Below are 16,963 nucleotides of genomic sequence, written 5' to 3'. Positions count from 1 at the left end.
GTGCCCAGCTGCCGATGAAGCCGGGGCGCTGCACGCTGCGGACATACCCGCATGCCGGTTCATGCGGCCACCCCGTCGGCGCGCAAAAAGCGCTCAACCAGATTCAACTGCTCCGGCACATTGAGGGCCGGCGCATGGCCGCAGCCGGGGATGGTGACCACGGCCGCAGCCGGGCCGCGCTCGCGCATGGCCTGCACCGTGCTTTCCAGCAGCAGGTCGGAATGCTCGCCGCGCAGGCACAGCACCGGCAGGGCCAGGCTGTCCCAGGCATCCCAGAGCAGGTAGTCATCCGGGTGGTGGGTGAACTGCAGGGCCATGGCCGGGTCGTAGTGCGGGGTGACACGGCCATCGGGCAGGCGGCGAACCGAGGTCTCGGTCAGCTGCCGCCACTGCGCATCGCTGAGCCAGCCATAGGGTTCGTAGACCTTGCGGAAGTACTGCTCCAGCTCGCTGACGGTGGCAAAGGCCGCCGGCTGGCCGGCATAGCTGCGGATGCGCTGCAGCGCCTCCTCGGCCAGCTGCGGGCCGTTGTCATTGAGCACCAGGCGGCGGATGCGGCCGCGCAAGCGCGTGGCCGCCGCCAGCGTGCCGATGGCGCCGCCCATGGAGGTGCCGACCCAGTGGAAGTCCTTCAGGCCCAGCTGGTCCACCAGGGCCGTGGCCTGTTGCACATAGAACGCCAGGCAATACTCGGTGGCCGGCGCCGGGCTCCACTCGGAGAGGCCGCGGCCGAGGGTATCCGGGCAAATGACGCGGTAATGCGTGGACAGATGGCGGGCCAGCTCGTCCATATCGCGGCCGGTGCGGGCCAGGCCGTGCCAGGCGATCACGCATTCGCGGTGCTCGCTGCCCCATTCGGTGTAGTGCAGCTCGCGGCCTTCGCAGCGCAGGTAGTGGGAGCTGGGGTTCATGATGAGGACACCTCCGCCGATGTGGCTGTCTGCTGGTGAGCCCGCAGTGCCGCCGCCAGGCGCAGGCGCCCGACGATGCCGCTGGGGAAGTGGTACACGGCCAGCACGAACAGAATGCCCAGCCAGAGCAGCCAGCGGTCCGGCGACACCAGCTGCGAGAGCAGGGGCACGCCCTGCAGCGCGCCTTCGCCCAGGCGCAGCAGGTCTTGCAGATAGTTTTGCGCCAGCACGAAGACCAGGCTGCCCAGCACCGCGCCGTAGATGGTGCCCATGCCGCCGATGACGACGATGAGCAGGATGTCCAGCATGATCTCGAAAGACATGGCCGTGTCCGGCCCGGCGTAGCGCAGCCAGATGGCCAGCAAGGCGCCGGCGCTGCTCGCGAACAGGGCGGCCAGCACATTCGACAAGGTGCGGTAGACGACGGTGCGGTAGCCGATGGCCTCGGCCCGGAACTCGTTCTCGCGAATCGCTTGCAGCACGCGGCCAAAGGGCGAGTTGACGATGCGCAGCAACAGCAGCACCAGGCCCAGCACGGCGAAGAACAGCAGGTAGTAGCTGAGCAGGCGGCCGTCAATCGTCACGCCCAGCAGCGGCTCTTCCAGGTACTCGGTCGAGGCCTGCAGGGCGGCGGGAAGCTTGAAGTTCAGACCGTCCTCGCCGCCGGTGAAGTCGGAGAGCTGCGAGGCCAGGGTCAGAAAGGCCGAGGCCACCGCCAGGGTGATCATGGCGAAGAAGATCGCCTTCACGCGCAGGCTGAAGAGCCCGATCACCAGGCTCAGCAGCAGGGACAAGGCCAGGCCCGCCGCCCAGCCCGTGGCCAGCGCTGGCCAGCCCGCGCCCATGCGGCTGCTGGCGATGGCAATACCGTAGGCGCCGATGCCGAAGAACATGGTGTGGGCAAAGCTGACGATGCCGGTGTAGCCCAGCAGCAGGTCGTAGCTGGCCACCAGCACGACGAAGACCAGCACCTTCGCCGCGACATTGAGCGCCTTGGTCGAGGGGAAGATGAAGGGCAGCAGGGCCAGGCCCAGCACGCTCAGGCTCAGCAGCAGGGCCAGCCAGCGGCTGCGCGGCAGGTCGTGGGACAGGAGGTTCTTGAGGGAGAAGGAGGAATGCATGGCTTGAGGTCCCTGGCTGTTCAACGCTGACCCAGCGGGTACAGGCCTTGCGGCCGCCACATCAACACCGCCACCATCAGGCCGATGTTGGAGAACAGGGCCAGCTTGGGCGCGAGGAAACCGGTGTAGTTGGCCAGCAGGCCCACCAGCAGGGCGCCGACCAGGCAGCCCACGGTGGAGCCCAGGCCGCCGATGATGATGACGATGAAGATCAACACATTGACCTGCGCGCCGATCTGCGGCGTGACGCCTTGCTGGTACAGACCCCACATCACGCCGCCCAGGCCAGCCAAGGCCGAGCCGCCGACGAAGACCGCCACAAAGAGGCGCCGCACGCGGTAGCCCAGGCTCTCGACCATCTCGCGGTCCTGCACGCCGGCGCGGATCAAGAGGCCCAGCTTGGTGCGGTTGAGCAGCCAGAGCAGGGCCAGCAACACGGCCAGGCCGGCCAGCACGGCGACGATGCGGAACTTCTCCACCGCCGCCTCCCCCAGCAGCAGGGAGCCGCGCAAGCCCTCGGGCAGGGGCAGGGGAATCATCTGCGCGCCCCAGACCACCTTGAGCAGCTCCTCGCCGATGATCATGCCGCCCATGGTGATGAGGATCTGCTTGAGGTGCAGACCGTAGGCCGGCCGCACCAGCACGCGCTCGAACAGCAGGCCCACCGCGCCCGCCACCGCCATGCCGGCGCTGCAGGCCACGGCCACAGCGAAGAGATTGGCGCCCAGGTGAGGCGTCTCGGTGAAGCCGCTCATGGCGCCCAGCACCGTGGTGGCCATGAAGGCCCCGAGGGCGATGAAGACGCCATGGCCGAAGTTCAGCACATCCATCAGGCCGAACACCAGGGTCAGGCCCGAAGCGATGATGAAGATGATCAGGCCCATGGCCAGGCCGGCGATGGTCAGCGTCAGCCAGGTGCTGCCGCTGCCGACCAGGGGCAGGGCCAGCAGGGGCAGGGCGGCCAGCAGCCAGAGCGGCCGCAGGTCGAAGCGGGCCTTGGGGATGGCTTCCGCGACGGCATCCGCCGCGGAAGGGAGGGTGCTCAGGGTCTCAGCTTGTGTGCTCATACGGCCGGTCCTCATTTTTCTTTTACTGATGAGCCGCCAGGCTCAGGCCCAGCAGGCGCTGCTGCAGGGCCTCGTCCTCGGCCAGGGCCTGCATGGCGCCGGCGTGGACCACGCGGCCGTTGTCCATCACCGCGACCCGGTCACCCAGGGCGCGGGCCACCATGAAGTTCTGCTCGACCAGCAGCACGGTGGTGGGGGCCTGGCCTTGCTCGCCGCCGCGCTTGAGCTCACGCAGCGCCTCGATCAGGTTCAGGATGATGGCGGGCGCCAGGCCCTTGCTGGGCTCGTCGATCAGCAGCAGGCGGCGCGGTTCGATCAGCGCGCGGGCGATGGCCAGCATCTGCTTTTGCCCGCCGCTGAGCTTGCCGGCCGGGTAGAGCCAGAACTTCTTGAGCGCCGGGAAATGGCCGAACAGCCAGTCCAGGCGCAGCCCATCCAGCTCGCTCAGGCGGCGCGCGCCGCGCGCGGCCAGCAGCAGATTCTCGGCCACGCTGAGGTCGGCAAAGATGCCCATGTTCTCGGGCACATAGGCGATGCCGCGCTGGGCGATCTCGGGCGTTTGCGCCGGCTCGCGCGGGCTGCTGGCGCTGATGCGCTGGCCGTCGAAGTCGATGCGGCCCTGGCTGGCTTGCCACAAGCCCATGATGGTGCGGAGGGTGGTGCTCTTGCCCGCGCCATTGCGGCCCAGCAGCATGGTGACCTGGCCGGCCGGCACCTCCAGATCCACGCCGTGGAGGATGTGATACGCGCCGATGTGGGTGTGAACGCCCTGCAGGGTCAGCAGCGAAGTGGCGTTAGTAGTTGCGGCCGTATTGCTCATGCGCTGGCGCCTTCCATCTCTGCCGCGGGCAGCGCCGCGCCGAGGTAGGCGTTCTGCACGACGGGCGAGGCGATCACGGCGGCGGGTTCGCCATCGGCCACCAGCTGGCCGTTGTGCAAGACGATGATGCGGTCGGCCAGCTCGCGCACCACGTCCATCTTGTGCTCGACCAGCAGGATGGTGTGCTGGCCCTGGGCTTTCAGCTCGCGGATCAGGTCCAGCACCACGGGCACTTCGTCCACGCTCATGCCGGCGGTCGGTTCGTCAAACATATAGACCTTGGGTTGCAGGGCGATCAGCAGGGCCACTTCGAGCTTGCGCTGGTCGCCATGCGGCAGGCTGGCGGCCGTGGCCTGGGCGCGCGTTTGCAGCCGCACGCGCTCGACGATGGCCATGGCTTCGTCGATCAGGTCCCGGTGCTGCAGCCAGACCGAGAACATGCGCAGGCCCAGGCCGCGCCGAGCTTGCACGGCCAGGCGCACGTTCTCCAGCACGGTCAAGTGCGGGAACAGCTGGGTTAGCTGAAAGGCCCGGCCCAGGCCCAGGCGGGTGCGGGCCGGTGCGGGCAGGTTGGTCAGGTCCTGGCCGTCCAGCCAGACGCTGCCGCTGCTGGCTTTCAGCTGGCCGGAGATCAAGTTGAAATACGTGGTCTTCCCGGCGCCGTTGGGGCCGACGATGGCGGTCAGGGTGCCGGGCTGGAAGGTGCAAGACACTGCATCGACGGCCTTGTGCCCGCCGAAGTGGATGGAGAGGTTCTTTGTTTCAAGCACGGTGGTGCTCCGGGAATTCTTTTGAGTTAGAGCGCTGGAAGCTCGGCTACTGCGCGGCCCTTGGACGTCGTTGCGGGTCCTCCCACAGATCCTCACGTAGCGCTGCTACGTTCCGGTCTGTGGGTCCCCCCGCCTCGGCCAGAGGCCTCGTCCTTCGGCAGGCACCAACAGTCCTCAGGACTGTTGGTGTCCGGCCTCAGCGCCTAGCCCAAGGATCGTTCTCGGTGAGTGGCGTGGCGGACGCCAAAAGCTTGTTGTACTGACTTGCGATGGCGGCCCGTTAGGAACAACCGGGTTCGGAGCGCCCATCGTTAGCGCCCGAGGCGTAGCGAGCGGCTTCAGGACTAGGCGCGGGAGGACCCGTGAACCGGAACGTAGCGGCGCTACGTGAGGATTCGCGGGGGGACCCGCAACGACGGCCTGGAGTCGCGCAGTAGCCGAGCATCCGGCGCTCCAATTTCATCGGCTTCGCCCAATCAGATCAGCCGTACTTACAGCTCATCGTTGATTCCGAATCGGCACATTCATCTCTTCTGCCTTGATTTCGCGCACCAACTCCGGCACACCCCACGCAAACGCCGGATCCACCTTGATCTTGAAGTGATACATCGCCTGCATCGCCTGATGATCCTCGGGGCGGAAGGTCATTTTTCCCTTGGGCGTTTCAAAACTCATGCCTTCCATGGTCTTGATCAGCTTGTTGGTGCTGGTGTCGCCGCTGGTCTTCTTGAGCGCCTCCACCACGGCGATGGCGGCCGTCATGCCGCCGGCGGTGAAGAAGTCGGGCGGCGTCTTGAACTGCTTGTAGTGGTTGGCGACCAGCCACTCGTTGACCGGGTTCTTGGGGATGCCGAAGTAGTAGTACGCAGCGCCCTCCATGCCGGGGAACTGCTTGTAGGCGGTCATGGCCGGCAGGATGTTGCCGCCGGTGGCGATCTCGATGCCATAACGCTTCAAGTCCAGGTCAGCGATCTTGAAGGGGTTGCCGGCGCCAGCCCAAAGGATGAAGACGACCTTGCGGCCGGGCTCGTTCTTGAGCTTGTCGATCAGGCGCTGGGCACCGGCGGTGAAATCGGTGGTCGTCGTGGGCAGGTATTCCTCGTGGACGATGCGGGCCTTTTTGATCGCGTCGCGAAACGCCTTCACGCCGTCGCGGCCGAAGGCGTAGTCCTGTGCCAGCGTGGCAATCGTGACGCCGGCTTTGTCCAGGGCCACGGCATTGGAGATCGCGTCTTGCGAGGAATTGCGGCCGGTGCGGAAGATGTATTTGTTCCACTTGTCGCCGGTGATGGAGTCGGCCACGGCCGGCTCGACCAACAGGATTTTTTTGTATTCCTCGGCCACCGGCAGCATGGCCAGGGCCACGCCCGAGGCGGTGGGGCCTACGGCCAGATCGGCCTTGTCGTCACCATAGGCCGTGGCCAGCAGGTTTTTGCCCACATCGGGCTTGCCCTGGTCGTCTTTCTCGATCACCACGATCTTCTTACCGCCGACGGTCATGGTGCCGCCGGTGGCGTAGTTCAGGCCCATCATGAAGCCGGTCTGGGTCTGCTTGCCGTAGGCCTCCAGCGGGCCGGTCTTGCTGTAGATCAGGGCTACGCGGACCTCCTTGCCACCGCCAGCCTGGGCATGGCTGAGGCTGGGTGCCAGCCCGAGCAGGCCCAGCAGGCCGCCTGCGGCGAGGTGGGTGCACAGGGCGAGCGCGCTGCGCCGCCGGGTCGTCGAGGTCTGCTGCTGAGTCTGCTTCATGGTCTGCTTGTCTCCGTGAGCCGATCGCGCGTCGGCATGCGTGGTGGTCGGGGTGGCGTTTGGACGGTGGCGGCGCTTTGGTCGGATCGCTCCAGCGCAGAAGCTGTCCACCGTCGTGTGCTTGGCTCTTGCTGGCTTGCAGCGTACGCAAAGCTTGTGCCGGCTGGGGCTGTAGCCTCACCAAACTGGTGCAAACCCCGAGAAGACAGGCCTAGCGGCACCCGTTGACGGGGTGTTTGGGGCCGGGTCCTGACTTCGCTTCTGTGGGAGGGACCCAGCGCACTGTTTGGAAGCCGGACAATCGGTGCTCGGCGATGTCTTGAAATCAGGCGTTGCCTGAAATTCAGACGGCCGATGACTCAGCTCGGACTGCCTTCGGCATGGGTCGCCATCAGATCCGGCCAGCGGGCCAGGCGCTCGTAGAGCGAGGCGCGCGAGATCTGCAGCAGGCGGGCCGTGGCCATGCGGTTGCCGCCGGTCAGGCGCAGGGCCTCGGCGATCGCATCGCGTTCCACGGCCTCGATGCGTTCGGGCAGAGGGCGCAAGGTGTCGAGGCGGACCGCAGTGGCCGGGCCGCTGGTTGGGGCTGCGGGCTCGTGCGTTGCCTCTTGGGGCTGGATGGCCGACAAGCTGCTCGGCAGCAGCTTCGGCAAGGCATTGGCTTCGTCCGCGTTCACAGGGCTCGGCATGGCCGCCGCAAAGCTGTGTTCGTTGAGCTGCAACTCATCGCTCATCAAGCTGGCTTGTTCCAGCACATTGCGCAGTTCGCGGATATTGCCCGGCCAGCGTTGCTGTTGCAGCCAATCGAGGGCGCCGGTGCTGAGCAGCTTTTGCGGCATGCCGCTGCGCCGGGCGATGTCTTCACCCAGTGCTTCGACCAGGGCCTCGATGTCTTCCCGCCGTTCACGCAGGGCGGGCACACGAATCGGCAGGACATTGAGCCGGTAGTACAGGTCGGCCCGGAACTGGCCGGCGGCCACCATGGCGCCGAGGTCGCGGCTGGTCGCGGCGATCACGCGCACATCGACCGGGATCACGGTGTTGCTGCCCAGCGGCTCCACTTCCTGCTCCTGCAGCACGCGCAGCAGCTTGCTTTGCAGGGTGGTCGGCATGTCGCCGATTTCGTCCAGGAAGAGCGTGCCGCCGTCGGCCAGCTTGAACTTGCCCTCGCGGCCCTTGCGGTCGGCGCCGGTGTAGGCGCCGGGGGCCACGCCGAAGAACTCGGCCTCCAGCAAGGTGTCGGGCACGGCGGCGATATTGATGCTGACCAGGGGCTTGTGCGCGCGCCGCGAGGCGGCATGGATGGCATGGGCCAGCAGCTCCTTGCCGGTGCCGGTCTCGCCCAGCAGCAGCACGGTGGAGCTGGTCAGCGCGGCGCGGCGGGCCTGGCGCTTGACTTCCAGCGCCGGGGCGCTGCTGCCGATGAAGCTGGCGATGGTGTGCTTGGAGCGGCGGTTCTTGCTCTGCTCCGCGGCCAGCTGGCGGCGGGTGTCGTCCAGCTCCTGCTGCAGCCGGCCGAACTTGGAGATCAGCGGCTGCATGGTGGTTTCGGGGTGATCCAGCAGCACCAGGCCGAGCGCGCCAATCACCTCGCCGGCCTCGTTGCGCAACGGCAGGCGGGTCACCAGAAAGGTGCCGGCCCGGTTGGTCAGCAGGTCGATCAGCATCGGCTTGCCCGAGGCGATCACTTGCGGGATCAAGGTGTTGGGTACCACCTCCTCGACCGGCCGGCCGACGAACTCCGTCTCGTCACCAAAACCCAGGGCCGGCAGAAAGCGCTTGTAGCCCTCGCTGATCCAGACGATGCGGTGCGAGCGGTCGACCACCATCATGCCCTCGGTGGCCTGGGCCAGCACATCGAACAAGGACTGCGCAGCCATGCGCAGCACGCCGTCAGCATCGGCGGGCAGTTCGGGGATCAGGGAGGCGTTTTTTGAAGCTGTGGCAGGCATGGTCGGAGGGCAAGGCTGCTGCAATGTATCAGCCTCGCCCGGTGGCCAAATCATGGTGTGAAACCGGCGAACAGGTGCGTGAGTTTTCGTAGCGAGCCGCTGTCAGGCGAGGCTGAGCCCGGACTGGCCAAGTCCTGAGGACTCGGCCTGCCTGGCGAAGGCCGAGGGCTCTGCCCGAGGCGGACGGGGCGCAGTAGAAAAATCACGTGCTTGTCAGAACTTGTAGCCGACGCCTGCCGTGATGGTCCGCGGCGCACCGTAGAAGCCGCTCAGCACCGTCAGCGAGGGGATGTTGTAGCCGTCCGTGCGGTAGGCCTTGTTGGCCAGATTGCTGCCTTGCAGCGAGAAACTCAGGCGCTCGGTCTTCTCCCAGATCAGGCCGGCCGAGATCAGACCGTAGGCGTTCTGCGCGATCACCTCGCTGAGGTCGGTGGTCGGGTAGACCTTGGTGCGGTAGTTCAGGCCCAGCCGGGTCTTGAGCACGCCGCCCAGGGGCACGCCGGTGCGGTACTCGATGTTCAGCGCACCCTGGAACTTGGGCGTGTTGCTGAACTTCTTGTCCTTGGCCACATTGACACCGCGGTCGATGTACTCGTCGTACTTCGCATTCACGTAGGCCACATTGCCGCTGAGCGACCAGGCGGCATCCGGGCGCCAGGCGAATTCCACTTCCGCGCCCTGCACCGTGGCCTTGCCGGCGTTGGTGAAGTCGCCGAAGAAGCTGGGCGTGCCATTGGCCGCGATGTAGGACGTGAAGATGGACAGCTGCACGTTCTTGTACTTGTTGTGGAAGACGGCGCTGTTGATCTCCAGGCGGCCGCCGTCGAGCACGGTCTTGGCGCCCAGCTCCAGCGAATCCAGGGTTTCGTCGTTGAAGGGTTCGGCCGAGCGCGGCACTGCCACGGCCTGGGCGCGCACGTTGTAGCCGCCCGACTTGAAGCCGCGCGAGGCGCTGGCGTAAAGATTGGTGGTGCCGCTGAGCTTGTAGTCCAGCGAGAGCTTGGGCGCGGTGTTGCTGACTTCGCGGGTCTTGTCAAAGTCCGCCGTCACGCCGGTCACCTGGCTGAAGGTGGCGTCCTTGAAGGCCTGGTTCAGCACGCGCGCGTGCTTGCTTTCCTTGGTGTAGCGCAGGCCGGTGCTGAGGCTGAAGCTCGGGCTCAGGCGCCAGCTCCAGTCTCCGTAGACGGCCTTGCCCTTGGTGTAGACGGTGCCGTTGGTGCTGCCGAAAAGCAGGTTGAAGAAGTTGTTCAGCACCGTGCCGCCGGCCTCGCCGTCGAACTGGTAGAGGCCCAGCACACCGGCATGCCCGCTGCCACTGTCGTAGCTGAACTGCAATTCGTTGCTGGTCTGCTTGTCGGCATAACGGGCCAACACATCGGCGGTCTTGGCGGGCAGGCCGTCGAAATCGATGCCAGTGTTGGTCAGGCCGCGGCGATTGGCGTGGACGAACTTGGCCGTCCACGCGTTGGACAGGTTGAGCGTCGCCGTCAGCGAGTGGCCGCGGGTGTCGGTGCTGTTCTTGTTGGCCATGCCGGTGGCGATGTCGTAATTGCTCTCCACCGGCGGGTTGGCATTCAGGCGCTTGAAGCCTCGCATGTTCGAGTCGTCGAGCGCGCGGTCGGCGCTGAAGACCACGGTCAGCGGCAGGTCCTTGGCGTAGTAGCCGACTGTGGCGCGGGCCGCTGTGGTGTCCTGGTTGCTGACATCGCTGCCATCGGTCAGGTTCTTGCCATAGCCTTCGCGGTTCAGGCTCGCCACGGCGAAGCGGGCACGGATCTGGCCGTCGGCCGTCGAGCCGCCGACCGAGCCCTTGAAATTGGCCTGGCCGTAGTTGCCGGTCGAGAAGCTCAGCGAGCCTTCGGTCGCCGTGCCCAGCGGGCGCGACACGTATTTGATGGCGCCGCCGATGGTGTTTTTGCCGTAGAGCGTGCCCTGCGGGCCGCGCAGCACTTCGATGCGCTGCACATCGAACACTTCCAGCAGCGCGCCCTGCGGCCGGGCCATATAGACATCGTCCAGATAGATGCCCACGCCCGGGTCCACGCCCCAGAGCGGGTCGGCCTGGCCGACGCCGCGGATGAAGGTGGTGATGGTCGAGTTGCTGCCGCGCGCGGCATACACGGTCAGGTTGGGCACCTGGCCTTGCAGGTCGCCGAGGTTCTTCACATTCAGCGCTTCCAGTGCGGTGGCGCTGAGGGCGGTCACGGCCACCGGCACATCGCGCAGGCTTTCCTCGCGGCGGCGGGCGGTCACCTTCACGGCTTCGAGCTTGTTGGTGCCGCCCGTGGCTTCGGCCGTGGCTGTTTTGGCGGCGCTGTTCTCTTCGGCGCTGGCGGCGGGCTGGGCGGGTGCTGCGCTGCTGGTTTGCGCCTGGCTGCTCAGCGGCAGCGCGAACAGCGCGGCCAAGGCCAGGCTCAGCGGTGAGAGGCGGGCGGGGCTCGTCCGGGCGGTGGGGCGTGGGGTGAAGCGCATCGGTTTGTCTCCGGGGTGGCTTGTTGGTTTGCTTGCTTGTTTGCTGGCTTGCTTGATGTTCTGTCGGCTCGTTGCTGCCTGCTGCAGACTGGCTGGCCGCCGTGCTCTTTCTGGCGCTTGGCGTGGCGCGGCTGGCCTGGCTCGACCTGGGCTGCCATCTCTCCTGGATGGACCGGTCGAACTCGCGCACGCAGCGACCTCCGGCTTCTGCAATAGCTGTGCCCGCGATGACCCGCTGCGACCCAGACTGGTGCAAACCACTAGGCAGCCGGAGCTTCCACCTCCTGGATGGGAAGTGCGGCGCATGGTTTTGGGGCCAAGCGGGGCGAGGGCAGGGGCGCAAACGCGGCGGATGGCGTGTCGTTTTGCGCAAACAGCCATGTAGGACGTGGCGACTGTCTGATTTTCAGTCGACGATTCGCGGTAATTTGTTTGAAAAACAGGCAGTGACTGCTGTCTGGACGATCGGCGGGCCGCGCCGACCCCCCTGTTGCAGTGCTCCGACCTTCACAAACCCCAAATGCCGGCCTTCTACAATTCCGCCAGCGACAACAAGATCCTGTGGCTCACGCCACGGAACAAGGGTCCATGAGTACGGCTCGCACCAGGGGGTGCCGAGGCCATGAAGAGGGAGTCAAGGAAAATGAAGACGAACAAGCGATCGCTGGCCGGTTTGGGCCTGGCGTTGGGTCTGGCCGTGGCCGCGTTGCCGAGCGCACAAGCGGCGCTGCAGGGCCGAGACCTGGATCCGGCCAAGGCCGGCTTCGAGGCCTACTACGACACCGAGCTGAACATCAGCTGGCTGGCCGACTTCGGTGCTGTGCGCAGCTTCGATCCCGATGGCCGCATGAGCTGGGATGGTGCGCAGAGCTGGATCGCCCAGCTCAACAGCCAATCGCTGTACGGTTTCAACAACTGGCGCTTGCCCAAGGTCACGCCGGTCAACGGCAAGGCTTTCCAGTACGGCAACAGCAACAACGGCAGCACCGACTACGGCGTGGCCGCCACCGGCCAGGGCTGGGGCAAGGCCTCGGAAATGGGTCACCTCTATTACGTGACCCTGGGCAACAAGGGCTACTGCACGCCCACGGCCGCTGGCAACGATGCCTGCGTCATCCAGCCGGGTTGGGAAGAGAAGAACTTTGGCCCCTTCACCGGCCTGTCGACCTATGTGTTCTGGTCCGGCACCGAAGTGCCGAACCGTTCGAACCAGGCTTGGTACTTCTACGCCTACTACGGCAATCAGTACTACCAAAGCAAGGACCAGCAGTACTCGGCCCTGGCCGTGCGTGACGGCGATGTGCTGGCGCAGCCGGTGCCCGAGCCGAAAGGCGCGCTGCTGATGTTCGGCGGCCTGCTGGCGCTGGCGGCCGTGGTGCGGCGCAAGACGGGCGCACGCTGAGCGTAGGTCGGAGCGGGGCTACGCCACCTGTCCCGGTCGACTGATTCAGGCTGCTGCCCGCGCCCAGATCCAGTTCTTGGGCACATAGAAGCCCGATTCTTTGAGCGCGGCGGCGTAGGCCTCGAACTCGGTCAGCGATTCCAGGGTGCAGACGTCGCGGTAGCGGGCCACCTGGATGCGCTCGTCGGCGGCGGCGTTGCCGCTGTACAGGCTGCTGGGTTGGAAGACGGTGAGGGGGAAGCCGTCGCCATAGCTCTCGCCTGGCTTGACGGTGAGCATGTCGCGGGCGCTCAGGGCACCGAATGCGCGATTGCGATGGGATTCGGCGTTGTGGTGCACGCGGCGCATCGGTGCTTGTTCGCCGACGGCGCCCATGGCCACATTGAGCTGGTTGATGCAGCGCAGGATGCGCGGCGTCAGATTGCCCATATCGGCGTGCTCGGCGCGATCGCTGACGCCGAAATAGACCTGGAACTTTTCGGCGGAGATCCCATCGCGAAGGCTGTGCAGGGCCGCACGGCGGCGCAGATGGAAGTCGCCTGCGCGGCTCTGGGTGTGCAGGCTGGGGTCCAGGACGTTGTCCATGCCCTGGCCGGCGCGGAAAGCCACGCCCTTGTGCAGGGTGCCGTCCTGCAGCTGGATCCCAGGCTTGATGATGTCGGCTTCGGCCCGGCTGCCGTACTGGCCCCAGCTGGGGCAGACGGCGAACAGATCGTAGTCGCCCGTCATGGGCTGGCCGGCACCCATCTCGTTGGAGCACATCACCTCGAAGACCTCGGCGCGCAGGCCTTGCGGGTCTTTATCCAGGATCATGAAGCTGTTGGTGTTGGCCAGACCCACGGGTGGGTAGACCCGGATTTCGTACTGGCCGGACTGGCCGATGGCAAAGGCGCGGAAGACCACGGGCTTGCCGTCACCGCTGCGGCGAGCCGTCAGCAGGAAGTCGCGGCTGCCAGGGATTGGGGTGCGAACGTCGATGGCCGTGCGGGCCGGCCGGCCCTCGGCGCGGGTCAGCTGCTCTTCGATCTGCGCCAGGCTCAACAGCAGCGGTCGTTTGATGGCAAAGCGGGAGTCCAGGCCGTCGTCGTTGGCCTGCGTGCCACGCAAGGCTTTCTCCGGGTCGTAGCCGACCTTGCTGTAGAGGCCGTTGTAGGGCACCAGGCCGGCATGCGGGCCCCAGTCGGAGCTCTTGCCTTTGACGTGGAAGTTCTTACTCGGGTAGCCGCGCTCCAGCCAGCGTTTGGACCAGGGCCCGGTCGAGCGGAAGATGATGACCTCGTTGAGCCGGGTCGCCACCCGTTTGGCGGCCTCCATATCGTTCAGCGTCATGCCATTCTGGTCATGGGCGAAAGAGGCGTTCAGACCGACCAACATTGCAAACTCCAGCAGCTCTGCAGCGAGGGGCCAAAATCCGGCCCGCTGCATTCAACAAGACGAGAGCCGGAACTCTACGTTCAAGCCATGAGGCGCATCGCTTCGCGGCGCGGGAATTTTGCCGCGGCGCCCCTGCGACCGTGGGGCGGCCTCACCGGCCGCAGCTGCCCGGAACCAACCCAGCCAAAGGAGACAGTGCAATGACGATGTGGAACCCAGGCCCTTTCTGCGCGGGGTGGCTCGCGCTGGCCTTGCTCGCACCGGGCACGGCCGGTGCGGCCGCGCCGGCGGAGCTCCCCACCGAGCCTGAGACCCAGGCTGCACCTACCACCCAGCCCTACGTCATTGCCCAAACCTACCGCCTGCCATCCCAGGTTTTGAACGAGACGCGGGTGCTCAACATCATGTTGCCCGAGGGCTATGCCGAGCACCCGGAGCAGCGCTACCCGGTGATCTATCTGCTCGATGGCGGCCAGCAGGAAGACTTCACCCACATGGCCGGCGCCGTGCAGTTCGCCAGCTTTCCCTGGGTGGAGCGCCTACCGCCGGCCATCCTGGTGGGCATTGCCAACACCGACCGCAAGCGCGACATGACCTTCAAGGCCTCGCCGGGCTTTGTCTGGCCCAAGTGGATGCATGCCTATAGCGATGCCTACAAGAACGCCGGCGGTTCCGAGGCCTTCATTCGCCACCTGGCCAGCGAGGTCCAGCCCTTTGTGGCGAAGAACTTCCGTGTCAGCGCCGATCGCATGCTGATCGGTCAGTCCTTGGCCGGCTTGCTGGCCACCGAGGTGCTGCTCAAGCGGCCGGATCTCTTCAACCGCTACGTCATCATGAGCCCCAGCCTCTGGTGGGACAACGAGTCCCTGCTCAAGCAGGCGCCGTGCTGGCTGAGCCAGCAGGGCCCACGCGCTGAGCCCTTGCAGGTTTACCTGGCCGTGGGCAAGGAGGGCCCGGCCATGGAGCGCGATGCGCGCGCCTTGGCCGCGATCCTGCGCAAGCAGACCGGTGGCGCCACGCCGCAGCTGAAGCAGCGCTTCGAGTACCTGCCGCAGGAGAACCACGGCAGCATCCTGCACCCGGCCACCTTGAACGCGTTTGCGCATTTCTACGCGCCGCGCCCGGGCGCGCGCTGAGCGCGCTCAGCGAGGGCGCCGCGGCGCGCCGGTCCTGGCCGGCTTGAGGCGCCGTTCCAGGGCCTTGCTGGCCGCGGCTTTCAGCAGGCGCTGGAAGGAGGGGCATTGCGCATGGCTGGGCGCCGGGCAGGCGGCGGCATGGCGCAGACCGGCGCTCATGGCCTGCAGCTGCAGGATGGTGCGGTCCAGTTCGTCGGCTTTGGCGGCCAGCAGGCCGCGGTCGATCTGGGCGCTGCCTGGTGCGGCGCCGGTCAGCATGGTGCCGATCTCGTCCAGGGAAAAGCCGGCCGCCTGGCCCAGGGCGATCAGGGCGAGCTGGTCCAGCACCGTGGCCGCAAACTTGCGCCGCTGGCTTTCTCCGTCGGCGGCGCCCAGCGAACGGATCAGGCCGCGCCGCTCGTAATAGCGCAGGGCCGAGGCCGCGACGCCGCTTCGCTTGGCCACCTCGGCAATGTCCAGGGCCTCTGGCATGGTTTCCATTTTTCCGCTTGACTTGAAGTTGACTTCAACTTCTATAGTGACTGAAAGCGTCCTCTCAAGTCAAGCCAAACCGGAGCCCGACACCATGTCCAACGATCTCCACCCCCCTCTTCTCAGCCTCTCGCCCTGGCTGGCCGCGGCCTTGCTGGGCCTGGGCGCCACCGCTTTGTTCGATGTCTGGCTTTGGGTTCTGAAGACCCAGCTTGGCGTTCCTACCGCCAGCTTCGGCCTGATCGGCCGCTGGGTCGGCCACATGGCGAGTGGCCGCTTTGTGCACGCGGCCATTGCGCGTGCCCAGCCGCTGCGCCATGAGCTGGCCCTGGGCTGGCTGCTGCATTACGCCGTGGGCCTGGCTTTCGGCGCCGGCCTGCTGGCCTGGCAGGGCCTGGCCTGGCTGCAGCAGCCCAGCCTGGGCCCGGCCCTGGGTTTCAGCCTGGCCACGGTGCTGCTGCCGCTGGGCCTGATGCAGCCCGCCTGGGGTGGCGGCCTGTTCGCCCGCAAGACCGCCACGCCGCTACAGAGCTGCCTGCGCAGCCTGCTCAACCACCTGGTCTTCGGTCTCGGGCTCTACCTCACGGCCCTGGCGCTGCGCCAGCTGTCGGGCTGAGGGAGAAGCCCGCGCACGCCCTGATGCCTTTGCTCCCGCTGTGCCCCGCTCTGCGGCCGGGGCCGGCGGAGCCCTGTTCCTCTCTGCCGCAGCAGCCCTTCTCACTGGAGCCCATCGTCATGTCTCAACAACTCCCCCGCCTGGCCATCGTCTATCACAGTGCCCACGGACACACCGAGCACATCGCCCGCCACATCTTGCAAGGCGTCGAAAGCGTTCCGGGCGTGCAGGGCCTGCTGCTGCGCGCCGAAGACCTGATCCGTCAGCCCGAGGCACTGACCGCCTTCGACGGCCTCGTCCTCGGCTCCCCCACCTATCTCGGCGGCGTGTCCGGGGTGTTCAAGTCCTTCATGGATGCCACCGGCCGCCTGTGGCGGCAGCAGGCCTTGCGCGGTCGCCTGGCTGCCGGCTTCACGGTGTCCTCCCTGCCGGCGGGGGACAAGCAGTCCACCCTGCAGTCGCTGATCGTCTTCTGCATGCAGCACGGCATGCTCTGGGTGGGCAACCCCATCCTGCCCGAGCAGCACACCGGCGTGCCCTACGAGCAGGCGGCCAACCGCCTGGGCTCCTGGTCGGGCCTGATGGCTCAGGCCGGCCACGGCGCCGCGGCCGACGCCTTTGTGCCAGGTGACCTCAAGACCGCCCACCTCTTCGGTGCCCACTTCGCGCGCAGCTTGCTGCGAGTGGGGGCCGCGCCAGAGGCCGTGCAGCTGACCGAGCAGGCGGCCTGAGCATGGCGCCCCGCATGCCCCAGGCTGACGCTCGGTCTGCCCATCCACTGGCCGGCCCGCTGTTCGGCTTGATCCTTTCCGGCCTGATGTCCTTGCTGGTGTCCGGCGTGGCCAGCTGGCGCGCACAGGGCTTGGGGCCGGGCTTTGCATCCGCCTGGTTCGGGGCCTGGTGGCTGGCCTGGCTGTTGGCCTTTCCGGCCGTGCTGCTGCTGGCGCCGCTGACCCGGCGCCTGGTGCAGGCCCTGCTGCCGCCGGCCGGCGATTGAGGGCTGGCCTGGGCCCACCCGCCCAGGGACCATGCCCCAGTCCGCCGCCAGCCACACTCCGGAGCAACCCGGCTTGAGTTTCCTCGGGGCGCGGCGCATGCTGAC

15 protein-coding genes are annotated in these 16,963 nt (G+C 66.8%); 5 read left to right on the top strand and 10 right to left on the bottom strand.

Annotated features, from left to right (window positions below; genetic code table 11):
• Positions 1 to 59 precede the first annotated feature (59 nt).
• From OOB33_RS03255 to OOB33_RS03220, 8 genes are all read right to left on the bottom strand, one after another.
• Positions 60 to 911, bottom strand: coding sequence for an alpha/beta fold hydrolase (locus OOB33_RS03255; RefSeq protein WP_271007646.1), 852 nt, complete (start codon positions 909 to 911; stop codon positions 60 to 62).
• The gene (locus OOB33_RS03250) at positions 908 to 2,032 is read right to left on the bottom strand and encodes a branched-chain amino acid ABC transporter permease (RefSeq protein WP_271007645.1); all 1,125 of its coding nucleotides are present in this window, start codon (positions 2,030 to 2,032) and stop codon (positions 908 to 910) included. The genes OOB33_RS03255 and OOB33_RS03250 overlap by 4 nt, the downstream gene beginning before the upstream one ends.
• Positions 2,033 to 2,052: 20 nt before the next feature.
• Positions 2,053 to 3,099 (bottom strand): branched-chain amino acid ABC transporter permease, encoded by a 1,047-nt coding sequence (locus OOB33_RS03245; RefSeq protein ID WP_271007644.1) that lies wholly within the window; start codon positions 3,097 to 3,099, stop codon positions 2,053 to 2,055.
• Positions 3,100 to 3,121: 22 nt separating this feature from the next.
• A complete protein-coding gene (locus OOB33_RS03240) occupies positions 3,122 to 3,919 on the bottom strand; it encodes an ABC transporter ATP-binding protein (RefSeq protein ID WP_271007643.1) in 798 nt (265 codons plus the stop codon).
• Complete coding sequence (locus OOB33_RS03235; protein ID WP_271007642.1) at positions 3,916 to 4,689, bottom strand: ABC transporter ATP-binding protein; 774 nt, start codon at positions 4,687 to 4,689, stop codon at positions 3,916 to 3,918. The genes OOB33_RS03240 and OOB33_RS03235 overlap by 4 nt, the downstream gene beginning before the upstream one ends.
• Positions 4,690 to 5,187: 498 nt before the next feature.
• Positions 5,188 to 6,438, bottom strand: a complete 1,251-nt coding sequence (locus OOB33_RS03230) for a substrate-binding domain-containing protein (protein ID WP_271007641.1) — start codon at positions 6,436 to 6,438, stop codon at positions 5,188 to 5,190.
• A gap of 359 nt (positions 6,439 to 6,797) precedes the next feature.
• Entirely contained in the window at positions 6,798 to 8,390 is a 1,593-nt protein-coding gene (locus OOB33_RS03225; protein ID WP_271007640.1) for a sigma-54 interaction domain-containing protein, read from the bottom strand.
• Positions 8,391 to 8,603: 213 nt separating this feature from the next.
• The gene (locus OOB33_RS03220) at positions 8,604 to 10,862 is read right to left on the bottom strand and encodes a TonB-dependent receptor (RefSeq protein WP_271007639.1); all 2,259 of its coding nucleotides are present in this window, start codon (positions 10,860 to 10,862) and stop codon (positions 8,604 to 8,606) included.
• A gap of 643 nt (positions 10,863 to 11,505) precedes the next feature.
• Between OOB33_RS03220 and OOB33_RS03215 the strand changes: the two genes are divergently transcribed.
• Positions 11,506 to 12,264, top strand: a complete 759-nt coding sequence (locus OOB33_RS03215) for an Lcl domain-containing protein (protein ID WP_271007638.1) — start codon at positions 11,506 to 11,508, stop codon at positions 12,262 to 12,264.
• 45 nt (positions 12,265 to 12,309) lie between these two features.
• On the opposite strand, the gene OOB33_RS03210 is transcribed toward OOB33_RS03215, so the two are convergent.
• Entirely contained in the window at positions 12,310 to 13,638 is a 1,329-nt protein-coding gene (locus OOB33_RS03210; protein WP_271007637.1) for an anthrax toxin-like adenylyl cyclase domain-containing protein, read from the bottom strand.
• A gap of 200 nt (positions 13,639 to 13,838) precedes the next feature.
• Between OOB33_RS03210 and OOB33_RS03205 the strand changes: the two genes are divergently transcribed.
• Positions 13,839 to 14,774, top strand: coding sequence for an alpha/beta hydrolase (locus OOB33_RS03205; protein WP_271007636.1), 936 nt, complete (start codon positions 13,839 to 13,841; stop codon positions 14,772 to 14,774).
• Positions 14,775 to 14,780: 6 nt separating this feature from the next.
• Here OOB33_RS03205 and OOB33_RS03200 read toward each other — a convergent pair whose 3' ends face one another.
• Positions 14,781 to 15,254: a helix-turn-helix domain-containing protein gene (locus OOB33_RS03200; protein WP_271007635.1), complete on the bottom strand. Its 474-nt coding sequence runs from the start codon at positions 15,252 to 15,254 to the stop codon at positions 14,781 to 14,783.
• Between the two features lie 85 nt (positions 15,255 to 15,339).
• Between OOB33_RS03200 and OOB33_RS03195 the strand changes: the two genes are divergently transcribed.
• The 3 genes from OOB33_RS03195 (at position 15,340) to OOB33_RS03185 (ending at position 16,858) form a co-directional block, all read left to right on the top strand.
• The gene (locus tag OOB33_RS03195) at positions 15,340 to 15,861 is read left to right on the top strand and encodes a DUF2938 family protein (RefSeq protein ID WP_271007634.1); all 522 of its coding nucleotides are present in this window, start codon (positions 15,340 to 15,342) and stop codon (positions 15,859 to 15,861) included.
• Between the two features lie 119 nt (positions 15,862 to 15,980).
• Positions 15,981 to 16,592 carry a flavodoxin family protein gene (locus OOB33_RS03190; protein ID WP_271007633.1) on the top strand — a complete coding sequence of 204 codons (612 nt, stop codon included), beginning with the start codon at positions 15,981 to 15,983 and terminating at the stop codon, positions 16,590 to 16,592.
• A 14-nt stretch (positions 16,593 to 16,606) separates the two neighbouring features.
• Positions 16,607 to 16,858 (top strand): DUF2798 domain-containing protein, encoded by a 252-nt coding sequence (locus OOB33_RS03185; protein WP_271007632.1) that lies wholly within the window; start codon positions 16,607 to 16,609, stop codon positions 16,856 to 16,858.
• Positions 16,859 to 16,963 lie beyond the last annotated feature (105 nt).

The organism is Paucibacter sp. B51 (assembly GCF_027863535.1).
In the GTDB taxonomy this organism is placed as follows: domain Bacteria; phylum Pseudomonadota; class Gammaproteobacteria; order Burkholderiales; family Burkholderiaceae_C; genus Paucibacter_A; species Paucibacter_A aquatilis.
The sequence above is the reverse complement of the archived record's forward strand: the minus strand, read 5'-3'. Positions and strand labels throughout refer to the sequence as shown.

Excerpts from the sequence above, each read along its gene's own strand:
- OOB33_RS03255 (WP_271007646.1), bottom strand. The coding sequence starts at position 911 with ATGAACCCCAGCTCCCACTACCTGCGCTGCGAAGGCCGCGAGCTGCAC.
- OOB33_RS03250 (WP_271007645.1), bottom strand. The coding sequence starts at position 2,032 with ATGCATTCCTCCTTCTCCCTCAAGAACCTCCTGTCCCACGACCTGCCG.
- OOB33_RS03245 (WP_271007644.1), bottom strand. The coding sequence starts at position 3,099 with ATGAGCACACAAGCTGAGACCCTGAGCACCCTCCCTTCCGCGGCGGAT.
- OOB33_RS03240 (WP_271007643.1), bottom strand. The coding sequence starts at position 3,919 with ATGAGCAATACGGCCGCAACTACTAACGCCACTTCGCTGCTGACCCTG.
- OOB33_RS03230 (WP_271007641.1), bottom strand. The coding sequence starts at position 6,438 with ATGAAGCAGACTCAGCAGCAGACCTCGACGACCCGGCGGCGCAGCGCG.
- OOB33_RS03225 (WP_271007640.1), bottom strand. The coding sequence starts at position 8,390 with ATGCCTGCCACAGCTTCAAAAAACGCCTCCCTGATCCCCGAACTGCCC.
- OOB33_RS03220 (WP_271007639.1), bottom strand. The coding sequence starts at position 10,862 with ATGCGCTTCACCCCACGCCCCACCGCCCGGACGAGCCCCGCCCGCCTC.
- OOB33_RS03215 (WP_271007638.1), top strand. The coding sequence starts at position 11,506 with ATGAAGACGAACAAGCGATCGCTGGCCGGTTTGGGCCTGGCGTTGGGT.
- OOB33_RS03210 (WP_271007637.1), bottom strand. The coding sequence starts at position 13,638 with ATGTTGGTCGGTCTGAACGCCTCTTTCGCCCATGACCAGAATGGCATG.
- OOB33_RS03205 (WP_271007636.1), top strand. The coding sequence starts at position 13,839 with ATGACGATGTGGAACCCAGGCCCTTTCTGCGCGGGGTGGCTCGCGCTG.
- OOB33_RS03200 (WP_271007635.1), bottom strand. The coding sequence starts at position 15,254 with ATGGAAACCATGCCAGAGGCCCTGGACATTGCCGAGGTGGCCAAGCGA.
- OOB33_RS03195 (WP_271007634.1), top strand. The coding sequence starts at position 15,340 with ATGTCCAACGATCTCCACCCCCCTCTTCTCAGCCTCTCGCCCTGGCTG.
- OOB33_RS03190 (WP_271007633.1), top strand. The coding sequence starts at position 15,981 with ATGTCTCAACAACTCCCCCGCCTGGCCATCGTCTATCACAGTGCCCAC.
- OOB33_RS03185 (WP_271007632.1), top strand. The coding sequence starts at position 16,607 with ATGCCCCAGGCTGACGCTCGGTCTGCCCATCCACTGGCCGGCCCGCTG.